This is a genomic window from Aeromonas schubertii (assembly GCF_000820105.1).
GTDB lineage: Bacteria > Pseudomonadota > Gammaproteobacteria > Enterobacterales > Aeromonadaceae > Aeromonas > Aeromonas schubertii.
Genome location: NZ_CDDB01000088.1, coordinates 53,878 through 67,259 on the forward strand (window position 1 = coordinate 53,878; position 13,382 = coordinate 67,259).

The following is a 13,382-nucleotide window of genomic DNA, read 5'->3' on the forward strand; positions in this document are numbered from 1 at the left end:
CCTGAAACAAGGTGAATCATGTTGATCGATACCCACTGCCATCTGGACGCAAGCACTTTTGACGGCGATCGGGAGGCGCTATTGGCGCGTGCCCGTGGGCTCGGTGTCAGTCAGTTTATCATTCCCGCCACGGGGGAGGAAAACTGGGCGGCGGTGAGTGCGCTTGCCGATCCCGCACAGGGGCGCTTCTATGCCCTCGGTATTCACCCGCTCTGGGCGGCAAGCCACTCCCCCTCGGCCCTGACCCGGTTGGCGCAGCGGTTGGCCGCGCCATCTCCCGGCCTGGTGGCCATCGGTGAGTGTGGTCTGGATGGGCGCAGTCAGGTTGAGCAGGAGGGGCAGTTGACCCTGTTCGAGGGGCAGCTTCGCCTCGCCGGCGAGACAGGGCTGCCGCTACTGGTGCATTCGGTCAGGGCCAACGACACGGTTGCCGGACTGCTCAGACGCTATCGGCCCCAGGCCGGCGGGGTGATCCACGCCTTCTCCGGCTCGCGCCATCAGGCCGAGCGTTTTTGGGAACTGGGGTTTTGCCTCGGCATCGGCGGCACGATTACCTATGAGCGGGCCAACAAGACCCGGGAGGCGGTGGCGGCCCTGCCATGGGAGGCGCTGGTGCTGGAGACGGATGCCCCTGACATGCCCCTGTGTGGCCGTCAGGGAGTGCGTAACAGCCCCGAATATCTGCCCGAGGTGCTGGCAGTGCTGGCCGAACTGAGGGGGGAAGACCCATCTGAGGTTGCCAAACTGTTACGGCGCTCGACCTGCCGTCTTTTCCCGGCTCTCGACACACTATTTAACAATTGACTAACGCCGGACTTTTACAGCTAGCCAAGAAGTAGTCGCAAAAATCGTTTTCGTTCTAAAAATCCGCCATGATACCAATTTCGCGCACATAAAGTGTGAGCTGCCTTCTACTTTGGCATGACGCATTCAGTATAATGCGCGGCCTTGATTGATGAGTTTTTTCACACAACTCGTTAACAAGCGGCAAGGTGCTACTAGAGGAAAACAACTAATGAGTCTGATCATGGGTCTGGTGGGGATGGCAACCCTCATCCTTATCGCGGTGCTCTTCTCGAGCAATCGCAAGGCAATCAACATTCGTACCGTGGCGGGTGCGTTCGGTATCCAGGCTGGTCTGGGTGCGTTCGTACTCTATGTTCCGGTAGGTAAAGATATCCTGGGCGGCGCTTCCGATGCCGTTTCCAGCGTCATCAACTACGGTCAGAAGGGCATCGAGTTCCTGTTCGGTGGCCTGGTGAGCGGCAAGATGTTTGAAGTGTTCGGTGGCGGTGGCTTCGTGTTTGCCTTCCGCGTACTGCCGGTCATCATCTTCTTCTCCTCCCTGATTGCCGTGCTCTACTACCTGGGCATCATGCAGTGGATCATCAAGCTGCTGGGCGGCGGCCTGCAGAAGGTGCTGGGCACCTCCCGCACCGAGTCCCTCTCTGCCACTGCCAACATCTTCGTGGGTCAGACCGAAGCGCCGCTGGTGGTGCGTCCCTTCATCGGCAAGATGACCGACTCCGAGCTGTTCGCCGTCATGTGTGGTGGTCTGGCTTCCGTTGCCGGCTCCGTACTGGCCGGTTATGCCTCCATGGGCGTCAAGATGGAGTACCTGATCGCTGCCTCCTTCATGGCTGCACCGGGTGGCCTGCTGTTCGCCAAGCTGATCGTCCCCGAGACTCAGACTCCCTCCTATAACGAAGATTCCGCCGACGGCGAGCTGGACGACAAGCCGGCCAACGTCATCGACGCCGCCGCTGCCGGTGCTTCCGCCGGTCTGCAGCTCTCCCTGAACGTGGGTGCCATGCTGCTCGCCTTCATCGGTCTGATCGCCATGATCAACGGCCTCTTCTCCGGCGTGGGTGGCTGGTTCGGCATGCCCGAGCTCTCCCTCGAGATGATCCTGGGCTGGCTCTTCTCCCCGCTCGCCTTCCTGATCGGCGTGCCCTGGAACGAAGCGACCGTTGCCGGTTCCTTCATCGGCCAGAAGCTGGTGGTCAACGAGTTCGTGGCCTACCTGAACTTCGCCCCGTACCTGAAAGATGAGTTGCTGATCAACGGCGTGGCCATGTCTGACCACACCAAGGCCATCATCTCCTTCGCCCTGTGCGGCTTCGCCAACCTCTCCTCCGTGGCTATCCTGCTCGGTGGTCTGGGCTCCATGGCGCCGAACCGTCGCGGTGATATCGCCCGCTTCGGTCTGAAGGCCGTGCTGGCAGGCTCCCTGTCCAACCTGATGTCTGCTACCATCGCAGGCTTCTTCCTGGCCCTCACCGCCATGTAAGATAGCGTCTGGACAGAGTCCACAACGCCGAACGCCACAGCTTTTGCTGTGGCGTTCGCATTTGGATCGGTGACAACCGTTTTCCTTAAATACACTTATAAAAATAGAGTCAATCGGAGGTTTTTATGAACGAAGTACTGCTGGCTATGGCGGCCGGATTCATTGTTGGTGTGTTGTTTTCTTTCCTCAAGTTGCCCATCCCGGCTCCTCCCGTCCTCTCCGGTGTGATGGGGATTGTCGGGGTCTATCTCGGCGGTATCGCCTACGGCTGGATCATCGAGCGCTTCTTCTCGTAAGCGCGACGACAAGGCGGTTCGCAGATGTGAGATACCTCAGGAAATGGCGAGAACTGGCTTGCATGAGAGGGGTATCTCGGCTCAAATAGGCAGTGTCAGCAGGGTGCTGACATTGACTAATATCCGGTGGAATCCGGGTGTTGGCGGTCAAATGGAATTGATTGGGTTCGGGTCATCCCGTCTCAAGTCTTCATGGAACCAAGTCCGCACTTTTGTAAGAAAGTGACGGGGCTATTGCCTTATTTGCAGTCGGATTGCCTGTGCAGTTTTGCTGTAAACATTGAACCTGACTCCGGGTCGGCTTACTGCGCCACCGGTGTCGAAGACTTGATATGTGGAGAATGTGATGACTGATCTGAAGATCGCGGCACAGCGTGCCCTGAACCTGATGGACCTGACCACCCTGAACGATGACGACACCGATCAGAAGGTCATCGATCTGTGCCGCAAGGCCAACTCTCCGGCGGGCATGACTGCCGCCGTCTGTATCTATCCCCGTTTTATTCCCATCGCCCGCAAGACCCTGCGTGAGATCGGCGCCGAGCAGGTGAAGATCGCCACCGTCACCAACTTCCCGCACGGTAACGACGACATCGAGATCGCCGTGGCCGAGACCCGTGCCGCCGTGGCCTACGGTGCCGACGAGGTGGACGTGGTCTTCCCCTACCGCGCCTTCATGGCTGGCAACGAACAGATCGGCTTCGATCTGGTCAAAGCCTGTAAGGAAGCCTGTGGCGCCGATGTGCTGCTGAAGGTGATCATCGAGACCGGTGAGCTGAAAGAAGAGGCGCTGATCCGTCGCGCCTCCGAGATCTGTATCGACGCCGGTGCCGACTTCATCAAGACCTCTACCGGCAAGGTGCCGGTCAACGCGACCCCCGAAGCGGCCCGCATCATGATGGAAGTGATCAAGGCCAAAGATCCCAAGGTGGGCTTCAAGCCGGCCGGTGGTGTCAAGGATGCGGCCGTTGCCGGCCAGTACCTCGCCATGGCCGAAGAGATCCTGGGCAAGGAGTGGGTCAGCGCCCGCACCTTCCGCTTCGGTGCCTCCAGCCTGTTGGCCAGCCTGCTGGCGACCCTGGGCCACGGCGACAAGCCGGCGGACACCAGCGGCTACTAAGCGCAATCGCCGGGGCGGCTTGCCGCCCCGACATCAGGACTTCTATTCGGCTTGCATGCGCGCCAGCGGCGCGGAGGGAATGAAAGATGTTTTTGCCTCAAGAAATAATTCGCAAGAAGCGCAACGGTGAAGCGCTCAGTACCCAAGAAATTCAGTTCTTCGTCCAGGGCATCACTAACGGCTCTATCGGTGAGGGGCAGATTGCGGCCCTGGCCATGGCGGTCTACTTCCGTGATATGACCATGGACGAGCGCGTCGCGTTGACCTGCGCCATGCGTGACTCCGGCATGGTGCTCGACTGGGCGCCCCTCAACCTGGGTGGCCCCATCGTCGACAAGCACTCCACCGGCGGCGTGGGTGATGTGGTCTCTCTCATGCTCGGCCCGATGGTCGCCGCTTGCGGTGGTTTCGTGCCGATGATCTCCGGTCGTGGCCTGGGCCACACCGGTGGTACCCTGGACAAGCTCGATGCCATCCCGGGTTACCAGACCTCTGTCGACAACGACACCTTTATCAAGGTGGTGCGTGAAGCCGGCGTGGCCATCATAGGTCAGACCGGCGATCTCGCCCCGGCCGACAAGCGCATCTACTCGGTGCGTGACGTGACCGCCACCGTCGAATCCATCGCCATGATCACCGGCTCCATCCTCTCCAAGAAGCTGGCCTCCGGTCTGGAAGCCCTGGTGATGGACGTAAAAGTGGGGTCCGGCGCCTTCATGCCGACCTTCGAGGCCTCCGAGGAGCTCGCCAAGAGCATCGTCGCCGTGGCCAACGGCGCCGGTTGCCGCACCACTGCACTGCTCACCGACATGAACCAGGTGCTGGCCTCCAGTGCCGGTAACGGGGTTGAAGTGCGCGAGGCGGTGCGCTACCTGACCGGTGAGTATCGCAACCCGCGCATTCACGCCGTGACCATGGCACTGGCTGGCGAGATGCTGATCTCCGCCGGCCTCGCCAGCGATGAGAGTGAGGCTCGCGCCAAGCTGCAGGCGGTGCTCGACAACGGCAAGGCGGCCGAGATCTTTGGTCGCATGGTGACCGGCCTGGGTGGCCCGAGCGATTTTATGGAGCGTTACGACAGCTATCTGCCCAAAAGCGCCATCGTGCGCCCGGTCTACGCCGACCGCAGTGGCGTCGTCTCTTCCATGGACACCCGTGGGCTGGGGCTGGCGGTGGTCGCCATGGGCGGTGGTCGCCGCGCGCCGGCCGATCGACTCGACTATGCAGTCGGTCTGACCGATTTTGTACGCTTGGGCCATGAGGTCAATGCCGACAAACCGCTGGCACTGATCCATGCTCAGAGTGAGGACCAGTATGCTCAGGCAGCCGCCATGGTGAAAGCTGCTATCCGGATTGGTGACGATATCCCCGAGGCGCTGCCCGAGGTCTATCGCCGCATCACTCTGGCCGATTTGTAAGTAAGGGGAACACCCATGAAACGTACCTTTATCCTGATGATGGACTCTTTCGGTATCGGCGCTGCCGCCGATGCCGACAAGTTCGGTGACGTAGGCGCCAACACCTTCGGCCATATCGCCAAGGCGTGTGCCGAGGGCAAGGTTGAGGGGCGCGGTCCCCTCACCCTGCCGAACCTGACCAAGCTGGGTCTGGGTCATGCCTGTGAGCTCTCCTCCGGTCTCTTCCCGGCGGGGCTCGACAAGCAGACCGAGGTCGTGGCCGCCTATGGTTACGCCAAGGAGCTCTCCTCCGGCAAGGACACCCCGTCCGGTCACTGGGAGATTGCCGGCGTTCCCGTGCTGTTTGAGTGGGGCTACTTCAAGGACCATCACAACAGCTTCCCGAAGGAGCTGCTTGACGCCATCGTCGAGAAGGCTGGCCTGCCGGGGTACCTTGGCAACTGCCATGCCTCCGGTACCCAGGTGCTCGATGATCTGGGTGAAGAGCATATGCGCACCGGCAAGCCGATCCTTTACACCTCTGCCGACTCCGTGTTCCAGATCGCCTGCCACGAAGAGACCTATGGTCTCGAGAAGCTCTATGAGCTGTGCAAGATCGTACGAGAGCTGCTCGAGCCCTACAACATCGGCCGGGTTATCGCCCGTCCGTTCGTGGGCAGCGGCAAGGGTGACTTCAAGCGTACCGGCAACCGTCACGACTACTCTGTGCTGCCGCCGGCGCCGACCGTACTCGACTTCATGAAAGACGCCGGCGGTCAGGTGGTCTCCATCGGCAAGATCGCCGACATCTATGCCGAGCAGGGGATCACCAGGAAGGTGAAGGGCACTGGCCTCACCGAGCTGTGGGATCGCACCCTGGAAGAGGTGAAAGCCGCCGGTGACAACACCATCGTCTTCACCAACTTCGTGGACTTCGACTCCGCCTACGGCCACCGCCGTGATGTGAAGGGCTACGCCGATGCGCTCGAGTACTTCGATGCCCGCCTGCCGGAGCTGTTTGCCCTGCTGCAGGATGGTGACGTGGTGGTGATCACCGCCGACCATGGCTGTGATCCGACCTGGGGTGGAACCGATCACACTCGCGAGCATATTCCGGTAATCTTCTACGGCAAACCGGTCAAGGCCGGCAGTGTTGGTGGTCGCGAGACCTTCGCCGACATCGGCCAAAGCATTGCGGCCTATCACGGGCTGCCCACGTTGCAGTACGGCACCAGCTTTCTGTAACTGACGGGTCCCGCCGGCAGGCGGGACCTTAAAAAAACACAACAACCAATCAAGTGTGAAGGAATAAGAGAATGGCAACTCCTCATATCAACGCGAAAGATGGCGCCTTTGCTGACGTAGTTCTGATGCCGGGTGACCCCCTGCGTGCCAAGTACATCGCCGAGACCTTCCTGGAGAACGTCGAACAGGTGTGCGACGTGCGCAACATGTTCGGTTTCACCGGTACCTACAAGGGTCGTCGCATCTCCATCATGGGTCACGGCATGGGCATCCCGTCCTGCTCCATCTATGCCAAGGAGCTGATCACCGACTACGGCGTCAAGACCATCATCCGTGTTGGCTCCTGCGGTGCCGTTCGTGAAGATGTGAAGCTGCGTGACGTGGTCATCGGCATGGGCGCCTGCACCGACTCCAAGGTGAACCGTCTGCGCTTCAAGGATCACGACTTCTCCGCCATCGCCGACTTCGACCTGGTGGCCAACGCCGTCCAGGCCGCCAAGAACAAGGGTACCCCGGTTCGCGTCGGTAACATCTTCTCTGCCGACCTGTTCTACACCCCGGATCCCTCCATGTTCGACGTGATGGAGAAGTACGGCATCCTGGGCGTTGAGATGGAAGCTGCCGGTATCTACGGTGTGGCTGCCGAGTTCGGTGCCAAGGCTCTGACCATCTGCACCGTCTCCGACCACATCCGTACCGGTGAGCAGACCACCTCCGAAGAGCGTCAGCTGACCTTCAACGACATGATCGAGATCGCGCTGGAGTCCGTCCTGCTGGGCGACAAATAATCCTGCGAGATGAGAACGGCGGCCAACTGGCCGCCGTTTTTTTATTGTGTTTTCGGTGGGGTGTCGTCACCCTGCTGCTCGCTGGGCTCGCTGGGCTCGCTCTGGGCCGGGGTGGGTAGCGTGGCGGTTGCGCTACGCTTCCTGTGCTTGCGCACTCGCACATAGTTGCGACGCACACCGAAGGAGATAAGGAAGCCGGCCATCAGCATCACCAGTAGCATCAGCCGCTGTCGCTCCTGCTGGCGCAGTAACCTCTCCTGCAGCGGCTCCAGCAGTTGTTGCTCCTCCAGGGTGATCCGCAGATAGCCCAGGGTATCGTCCCCCTTGCGGATCTCCTCGACGAAGGGCCTGCGCCCTCCGCTCGGTGGTGTGCGGTTATCGCTGCCGATGGGGAGCAGGGACTCCAGGGGGAGGGCATTGCCCGACTGGGCGACGGGGACGCCACGCCCGTCGTAGAGGGTCACATCCGTGATGAGGGGATCGCGCGCCAGGTTGTCGGCCAGCAGGGAGAGCTCGTCTTTGTTCTTCTCTTGCAACCAGCGACTCATGTTGCGGGCCGCGTAGCTGACCAGCGCCTCGGCCTGCTCCCGGGCCTGGGCATTGAGCGCCTGGCGTTCGGCGGCCTCGATGCCGAGCAGGGTGGTCAGTACCCAGGCACAGAGCAGGGCACCCAGAGTCAGGCTGAGGGTCCGTTTGAGGGGTTGATGACGCACGCAGGCAACTCCGCTGGCGGGGAATAGTGCGGGATCTTGGCGCTTGCCTGCGGAAAATGCAATACGCTACTCTGGCTCCACTTTGACAGATGGAACCCTCTGAACGTGATACGGATTTCAACGCTGCCTGCCTCGCCGCAGGCCTGGTCTGAGGCGCTAAGTGGCGCCCCTCTCTGGCGCCTTTCCCTGGATGCTCTCCATCCCTCGGCCGATCCTCTGCAAGCGGCCTGGCTGGTTATCACAGGCGAGGCCGTCACGGCCGAACACCTGGCCGCCCTTGCCCCTGTACTGGCTCGTCACCGGGTCGAGACTTGCCTCTACCCGCCGGCGCCCGCCTGCCGTCAGACCCTGCTGCTCGGCTGTGATCGCTTCTCCCCCGAGCTGGCGCACTCTTTGCGGGAGCTGGCGCTGCCCTTCGAGGTCGCCCATCTGGCGACCCTGCCGACCCTGGCCGAGCCGGGCCTGCTGGTGATGGACATGGACTCCACCGCGATTCGAATCGAGTGTATCGACGAGATCGCCCGGCTTGCCGGTGTCGGGGAGCAGGTGGCGGCGGTGACGGCGGCAGCCATGCAGGGCAAGCTGGAGTTTGCCGATAGCCTGCGCAACCGGGTGGCCCTGCTGGCCGGTGCCCCGGTCGGGATCCTCGATGAGGTGGCCGCTCACATGCCCTGGATGCCGGGTCTGGCCGAACTGGTCGAGACCCTGAAACAAGCCGGATGGCGGGTGGCCATCGCCTCGGGGGGCTTTACCCGTTTCGCCGGTGAGCTGCAGCAGGCGCTGGGGCTCGATGCCATCTTTGCCAACGAGCTGGCGGTGGAGGATGGCAAGCTGACCGGTCTGGTGAGCGGCCCCATCGTCGATGCTACCGTCAAGGCCGAGGTGCTCACCCGACTGGGGGAGCAGTATGGTGTTGTTCGGTCGCAGCGAGTGGCCGTCGGCGATGGGGCCAACGACCTGAAGATGATGGCTGCCGCAGGGCTTGGTATCGCCATTCACGCCAAACCCGTGGTGCGTGCCCAGGCGGCGGCCAGCATTGAGCATCACGATTTGGACGGGGTGCTCAGCCTGTTGCAGGCCTCGGGTGCCGCACTCCTGCGCTGGGATCGATAAGCGAGAGGCCAGGGAGGGCCTATGACACTGGAACAAGAATCCTGTTATGTGACCGTGGGGGAGCACTCCCTGCATGTGCGCCGTATCGCACCGGCCGTGCCCGTGCACGGTGAACCCGTGCTGATGGTGCACGGCGCCATCGAGAATGGCCGCATCTTCTACACCGAATCGGGCAAGGGGCTTGCCTGTTTTCTGGCCCGCCACGGATTTTGTGTCTATGTGGCCGACCTGCGTGGACGTGGGGCGAGCCAGCCCTGTATCGCCAATGAGGCGCAGCACGGTCAATTTGAGCTCATTACCGAGGATATCCCTGCCCTGCACGCCTGGGTGCGGGAGCGACATGGGGGCGCCAGAGTACACTGGATGGCCCACTCCTGGGGGGGCGTCATCATGGCCTCAACCCTGGTGCGCCAGCCACCCCTCAGTGGGGAGGTGGCCTCCTTGCTCTTTTTCGGCACCAAGCGCGGAATCTCGGTGCAGGGGCCGGAGCGCTGGTTCAAGGTGGATCTGCTGTGGAACCGGTTGGCCCCCTGGCTGGCGCGTCGCCACGGCTTCTTCGCCGCCCGTCGCTACGGGATTGGGGCCGATGACGAGCCGCTCGCCTATCTGCAGGAGACCATCCCCTGGGTCAAAGGCGGTCCCTGGGTCGATCCACGAGACGGCTTTGACTACGACAGTGCCGCTTCCGGGGTCAGCTGGCCGCCGCTCTGGATGATTGCGGCCCGGGCGGACCGGGTGCTCGGCCATCCGAACGATGTGCAGCATTTTCAGAACGAGATGGGGGCGCAGGGGCGTTTTACCCTGCTCTCACGGGCCAATGGTAACCGGCTGGACTACGACCATATCAACATGCTGACGGCGCCTCAGGCGACCGAGGATCATTTCCCCGCCATCCTCAGTTGGCTGGATCAGGTGGCGTGATCCCCAGGGCAAACAGGGTGGCGGCCGTGGTGTCGACAAGATCCCCCAACCCCACCACGCTCCAGAGCTCCTCTTCGAGCTGGCGCGCCTTGTGGATGGCGAACTTGGCGATGTAGTCGAGTTCGTTGGCGATGAAGTTGGTATCGGGGCGCCCGGTACGCGACAGGGCGACCCTGACCGAGAAGAAGTGACCATTGGCCACCGCACGGCTCACGAAGGCGTGGCGATCCTCCCGGCTGGCAAAGGCGTCAACCCGGTGGCACTCGCTCTGGGGGAGTGCCTCTTTCCCCTGCCACAGGTGGATGTAGACCTCCTGCTCGGCAGGGGCCTCCTCCCGCTGTCGCTCGCGCAGCACGTCAAGCACCAGTGACTTGTACATCTCTCCCCCGAGCAGGGGGGCCAGGTTATCCATTCCTTCCTGCTCGGCGAAGGTGGTCAACAGAGGGTCGAGCCTGCGCGGTCGGGCGCAGCGTCCTACCGCGGTGATCCGGGTGCCGCTCTTGAGCTTGTTGACATAGAAGGGAACGGTGTAGAGGTGATGGGTATAGAGATTGCGCAGTGCACGCGCCAGCCCCCGGTAACGCCGCCCCTCCTGCACCGCCTTGAGTTTGTTCTGGTTGCTCTCGATAAGCAGGGTGAAGAACTGGCGACCCACGTGACGCTCCGGTGCTCCGTCGATGCACAGGTGCAGTACGGTGCCGCTACCGTTGCCCCCCACCACCCGATAGGCGAGGTTGCGCAGGTCCATGCTCTTGGAGAGCTCTTGCAGGCTCGGCAGGGAGAGGGAGAGCACATCATCCTTCTGGCAATGGATTCCTTCTTCCAGCTCGATCTGCAGGCCATGGGTCGAGATATCCCGGGTCCAGCCCAGGTGTTTCTTGCCCCCGTAGCGGAGCACCACCGCCGTCTTGTGGCTGTAGCGACGCTCCTTGCGCAACTGAATGTAGTGGAGAGTCTCCACCTCGAAGGGGTCGGCCGTGATCGGGTGGCCGAAGCGCTGCAGTTCGTTGGCGTTGCGTCCCTCGAGAGGGGGGAGCTGGTAATCTTCCAGTGTGAGTTCGTTGTCGATCTGCTGCAGCATACCGACGTAGGCTATCTGCTTGAGCCTCTGTTGTAGCAAGGCGTCCTGAGGGTTGCCCTGCTCACCGGGGAGCAGGCTGCTGATGTCGGCCTCCATCAGGTTGCAGGGCTCCATGATGAAGCGATAGACACGCCAGCTGGGGCGGCGGGCCCCCACCTGGAAGAAGAGATCCCGCAGGCCGCTCTCGACGAGCTCTTCCCGGGTGGCGGAAAAGAAGTAGATATGACTGCGCACCGAGTGGGTGAAGCTGTAGATCACCGTCTCCTTGGTGGGCTCCGGTTGTTTGAGCAGGCGCTGCATGCGCAGGGCGGTGAAGAGGCCGCCCAGCATGTCCCGGTTGTGCTCGTCACGCCAGTATTCGAGGATGCCCTGGTTATTCTCGGTACGCAGGGCCATCTCGAGGCGTGGCGCCTCACCGGTGCCAAAGAAGAGGGGAATGCCGCCCATACGGGGCAGGTAGTACTGTTCGTACCCCTTGATGATGGCGGCTGAGAGCAGGTAATCGACGCTGACCCGGTAGCGGCTCTTGTTACTGTCGATGAAGTTACGCAGGAAGTCGTCAAACTCCCGATTCTCGCCGAGGCGCAGCAGCCGCAGCCAGATCCTGTCATCGCGACGGCTCTCTCCCAGGATCTGGTATTTGACCGGTTGGTGCAGTACCGGGTGGGGGCTCTCTCGTTCCAGCCCGGTGAAGTAGACCTCCAGCTCGTCTCCCGGCAGATAGGGGGGGAGATGGGGTACCTGTACCTTGATGCCGCCAACCGAGAGATCCGACGTCTTGGCAAACAGGCGCTCACCATCATGGGTCTTGAGCAGCACGGGGGAGCTGAAGTGCATCCGCTCCTCGCGTCGGCCGTAGTAGCTGGCGAACATCACCCGTTTGACGTCAAACTGGCGCAGCGGACTTTCGGGGGGTTGTAACTGGGCGGCACCATTGCTCGTCAGGCGACCGTTGGAGTGCTCCTTTTGCCACTGGGCCAGGGCCTCGTAGACGCCGAGGGTGTATTGGTCGCGATAGAGGTAGCAGTGGGAGTTGAAGAGGGCCCAGGCTTCCGGAGGCATGGCATGCTGTATGCCCTTGTATTCGGCGATCTGGCAGAGTTCGCCGAGGTGATCCCGCATATCGATAACGCGCCGGCAGGGGGTGCAGAGGCGGTTTATCTCCATTTTTATCAAGAATCGGCTGTTGCTACCCTCCTGATGCGTGACCCGCTCGAACAGATCGTCAAAGTCGGGTTCACGCAACAGGGGTATCAACTGCTCGAGCAGCGTATTATCGATATCGCGTTCCATGCCTGCCTGCTGCGCAATGAGTGATTTTTAATCCAAGGGCGATTTGATCTGCCAAGTGCAAACAAGTATATCAAGCATCGAAATATTCTGTCTTAGATTAGAGTTGTGACCATGGCCAAGAACAAGAGTGCCTTCGTGTGTTCCGAGTGTGGGGCCGATTTCAGCCGCTGGCAGGGCCAGTGCTCGGAGTGCAAGGAGTGGAATACCATTACCGAGGTGCGCCTCGGGGTGAGTTCACCACGGGGTGGTCCGGCCCGTTTCACCGGTTATGCGGGTGCCGCCGGCAGTCGGGTGCAGACCCTGGCCGAGATCGCCACCACCGAGATTCCGCGCTTCACCTCGGGCTTCAAGGAGCTCGATCGGGTGCTTGGGGGCGGCGTGGTGCCTGGCTCGGCCATCCTTATCGGTGGTAATCCGGGGGCGGGCAAGTCGACCCTGCTGCTGCAGACCATGTGTGGTCTGGCCGAGCGGATGAAGACCCTGTACGTGACCGGGGAGGAGTCCCTGCAGCAGGTCGCGATGCGCGCGTCGCGTCTTGGGCTTCCCACCGACAAGCTGCGTATGCTCTCCGAGACCTCGGTCGAGCAGATCTGCGTGATTGCCCAGCAGGAGCAGCCGCAGATCATGGTCATCGACTCCATCCAGGTGATGCACGTGGCGGATGTGCAGTCAGCGCCGGGCTCGGTCTCCCAGGTGCGCGAGGCCGCCGCTCTGCTGACCCGCTACGCCAAGCAGAACAACGTGGCCATCTTCATGGTTGGCCACGTCACCAAGGACGGCACCCTGGCCGGCCCCAAGGTGCTTGAGCACTGCATCGACTGCTCCATCCTGCTCGACGGTGGCCACGACTCCCGTTTCCGAACCCTGCGCTCCCACAAGAACCGCTTCGGGGCGGTTAACGAGCTCGGCGTGTTTGCCATGACCGGACAGGGGATGCGTGAGGTGAGTAACCCCTCGGCCATCTTCCTGAGCCGTGGCGAGGAGCAGTCCCCCGGCTCGGTGGTCATGGTGATCTGGGAGGGGACCCGTCCCCTGCTGGTGGAGCTGCAGGCGCTGGTGGACTACTCCCAACTCTCCAACCCGCGGCGGGTGGCGGTGGGGATGGATCACAACCGTCTCGCCATG

Annotated in this window: 13 protein-coding genes; 11 read left to right on the forward strand and 2 right to left on the reverse strand. The window is 61.9% G+C overall.

The annotated features are described in order from the left end of the window. Nucleotides 1–15 precede the first annotated feature (15 nt). The 7 genes from BN1133_RS17340 (at nt 16) to deoD (ending at nt 7,136) form a co-directional block, all read left to right on the forward strand. A complete protein-coding gene (locus BN1133_RS17340) occupies nt 16–804 on the forward strand; it encodes a TatD family hydrolase (RefSeq protein WP_050667708.1) in 789 nt (262 codons plus the stop codon). A gap of 211 nt (nt 805–1,015) precedes the next feature. Beyond that, entirely contained in the window at nt 1,016–2,290 is a 1,275-nt protein-coding gene (locus BN1133_RS17345; protein WP_050667709.1) for a NupC/NupG family nucleoside CNT transporter, read from the forward strand. A gap of 125 nt (nt 2,291–2,415) precedes the next feature. Further along, nucleotides 2,416–2,586 (forward strand): XapX domain-containing protein, encoded by a 171-nt coding sequence (locus BN1133_RS17350; RefSeq protein WP_050667710.1) that lies wholly within the window; start codon nt 2,416–2,418, stop codon nt 2,584–2,586. Between the two features lie 346 nt (nt 2,587–2,932). After that, entirely contained in the window at nt 2,933–3,706 is a 774-nt protein-coding gene (deoC, locus tag BN1133_RS17355; RefSeq protein WP_050667711.1) for a deoxyribose-phosphate aldolase, read from the forward strand. An 86-nt stretch (nt 3,707–3,792) separates the two neighbouring features. Then, a complete protein-coding gene (gene deoA, locus BN1133_RS17360) occupies nt 3,793–5,124 on the forward strand; it encodes a thymidine phosphorylase (protein ID WP_050667712.1) in 1,332 nt (443 codons plus the stop codon). Between the two features lie 15 nt (nt 5,125–5,139). Continuing rightward, nucleotides 5,140–6,348, forward strand: a complete 1,209-nt coding sequence (locus BN1133_RS17365; RefSeq protein WP_050667713.1) for a phosphopentomutase — start codon at nt 5,140–5,142, stop codon at nt 6,346–6,348. 71 nt (nt 6,349–6,419) lie between these two features. Next, nucleotides 6,420–7,136, forward strand: coding sequence for a purine-nucleoside phosphorylase (deoD, locus tag BN1133_RS17370; protein ID WP_050667714.1), 717 nt, complete (start codon nt 6,420–6,422; stop codon nt 7,134–7,136). 41 nt (nt 7,137–7,177) lie between these two features. Here the strand turns inward: deoD and BN1133_RS17375 are convergent, their stop codons facing one another. Further along, on the reverse strand, nt 7,178–7,849 hold the full coding sequence (locus tag BN1133_RS17375) for a YtjB family periplasmic protein (protein ID WP_050667715.1): 672 nt from the start codon (nt 7,847–7,849) through the stop codon (nt 7,178–7,180). Nucleotides 7,850–7,957: 108 nt separating this feature from the next. On the opposite strand from BN1133_RS17375, the gene serB reads away from it, so the two are divergent. Together serB and BN1133_RS17385 are read left to right on the forward strand one after the other, a co-directional pair. Further along, nucleotides 7,958–8,962, forward strand: coding sequence for a phosphoserine phosphatase SerB (serB, locus tag BN1133_RS17380; protein ID WP_050667722.1), 1,005 nt, complete (start codon nt 7,958–7,960; stop codon nt 8,960–8,962). Nucleotides 8,963–8,983: 21 nt separating this feature from the next. Then, nucleotides 8,984–9,883 (forward strand): alpha/beta fold hydrolase, encoded by a 900-nt coding sequence (locus BN1133_RS17385; protein ID WP_050667716.1) that lies wholly within the window; start codon nt 8,984–8,986, stop codon nt 9,881–9,883. Here the strand turns inward: BN1133_RS17385 and BN1133_RS17390 are convergent. Then, nucleotides 9,858–12,026 carry a PilZ domain-containing protein gene (locus BN1133_RS17390; RefSeq protein WP_231686292.1) on the reverse strand — a complete coding sequence of 723 codons (2,169 nt, stop codon included), beginning with the start codon at nt 12,024–12,026 and terminating at the stop codon, nt 9,858–9,860. The two genes, BN1133_RS17385 and BN1133_RS17390, sit on opposite strands and share 26 nt — an antisense overlap. 3 nt (nt 12,027–12,029) lie before the next feature. Here BN1133_RS17390 and BN1133_RS20500 point away from each other — a divergent pair, with 3 nt between their 5' ends. Together BN1133_RS20500 and radA are read left to right on the forward strand one after the other, a co-directional pair. Then, nucleotides 12,030–12,281 carry a hypothetical protein gene (locus tag BN1133_RS20500; protein WP_231686293.1) on the forward strand — a complete coding sequence of 84 codons (252 nt, stop codon included), beginning with the start codon at nt 12,030–12,032 and terminating at the stop codon, nt 12,279–12,281. Nucleotides 12,282–12,368: 87 nt separating this feature from the next. Beyond that, on the forward strand, nt 12,369–13,382 hold a 1,014-nt coding region (gene radA / locus BN1133_RS17395), incomplete at its 3' end, for a DNA repair protein RadA (RefSeq protein ID WP_050667718.1).

What these genes read in the sequence shown, in the direction of transcription:
- BN1133_RS17345 (WP_050667709.1), top strand. Translation starts at nt 1,016, where the DNA reads ATGAGTCTGATCATGGGTCTGGTGGGGATGGCAACCCTCATCCTTATC.
- BN1133_RS17390 (WP_231686292.1), bottom strand. Translation starts at nt 12,026, where the DNA reads ATGCCTCCGGAAGCCTGGGCCCTCTTCAACTCCCACTGCTACCTCTAT.
- deoA (WP_050667712.1), top strand. Translation starts at nt 3,793, where the DNA reads ATGTTTTTGCCTCAAGAAATAATTCGCAAGAAGCGCAACGGTGAAGCG.
- BN1133_RS17350 (WP_050667710.1), top strand. Translation starts at nt 2,416, where the DNA reads ATGAACGAAGTACTGCTGGCTATGGCGGCCGGATTCATTGTTGGTGTG.
- BN1133_RS17385 (WP_050667716.1), top strand. Translation starts at nt 8,984, where the DNA reads ATGACACTGGAACAAGAATCCTGTTATGTGACCGTGGGGGAGCACTCC.
- deoC (WP_050667711.1), top strand. Translation starts at nt 2,933, where the DNA reads ATGACTGATCTGAAGATCGCGGCACAGCGTGCCCTGAACCTGATGGAC.
- deoD (WP_050667714.1), top strand. Translation starts at nt 6,420, where the DNA reads ATGGCAACTCCTCATATCAACGCGAAAGATGGCGCCTTTGCTGACGTA.
- BN1133_RS20500 (WP_231686293.1), top strand. Translation starts at nt 12,030, where the DNA reads ATGCTGTATGCCCTTGTATTCGGCGATCTGGCAGAGTTCGCCGAGGTG.
- BN1133_RS17365 (WP_050667713.1), top strand. Translation starts at nt 5,140, where the DNA reads ATGAAACGTACCTTTATCCTGATGATGGACTCTTTCGGTATCGGCGCT.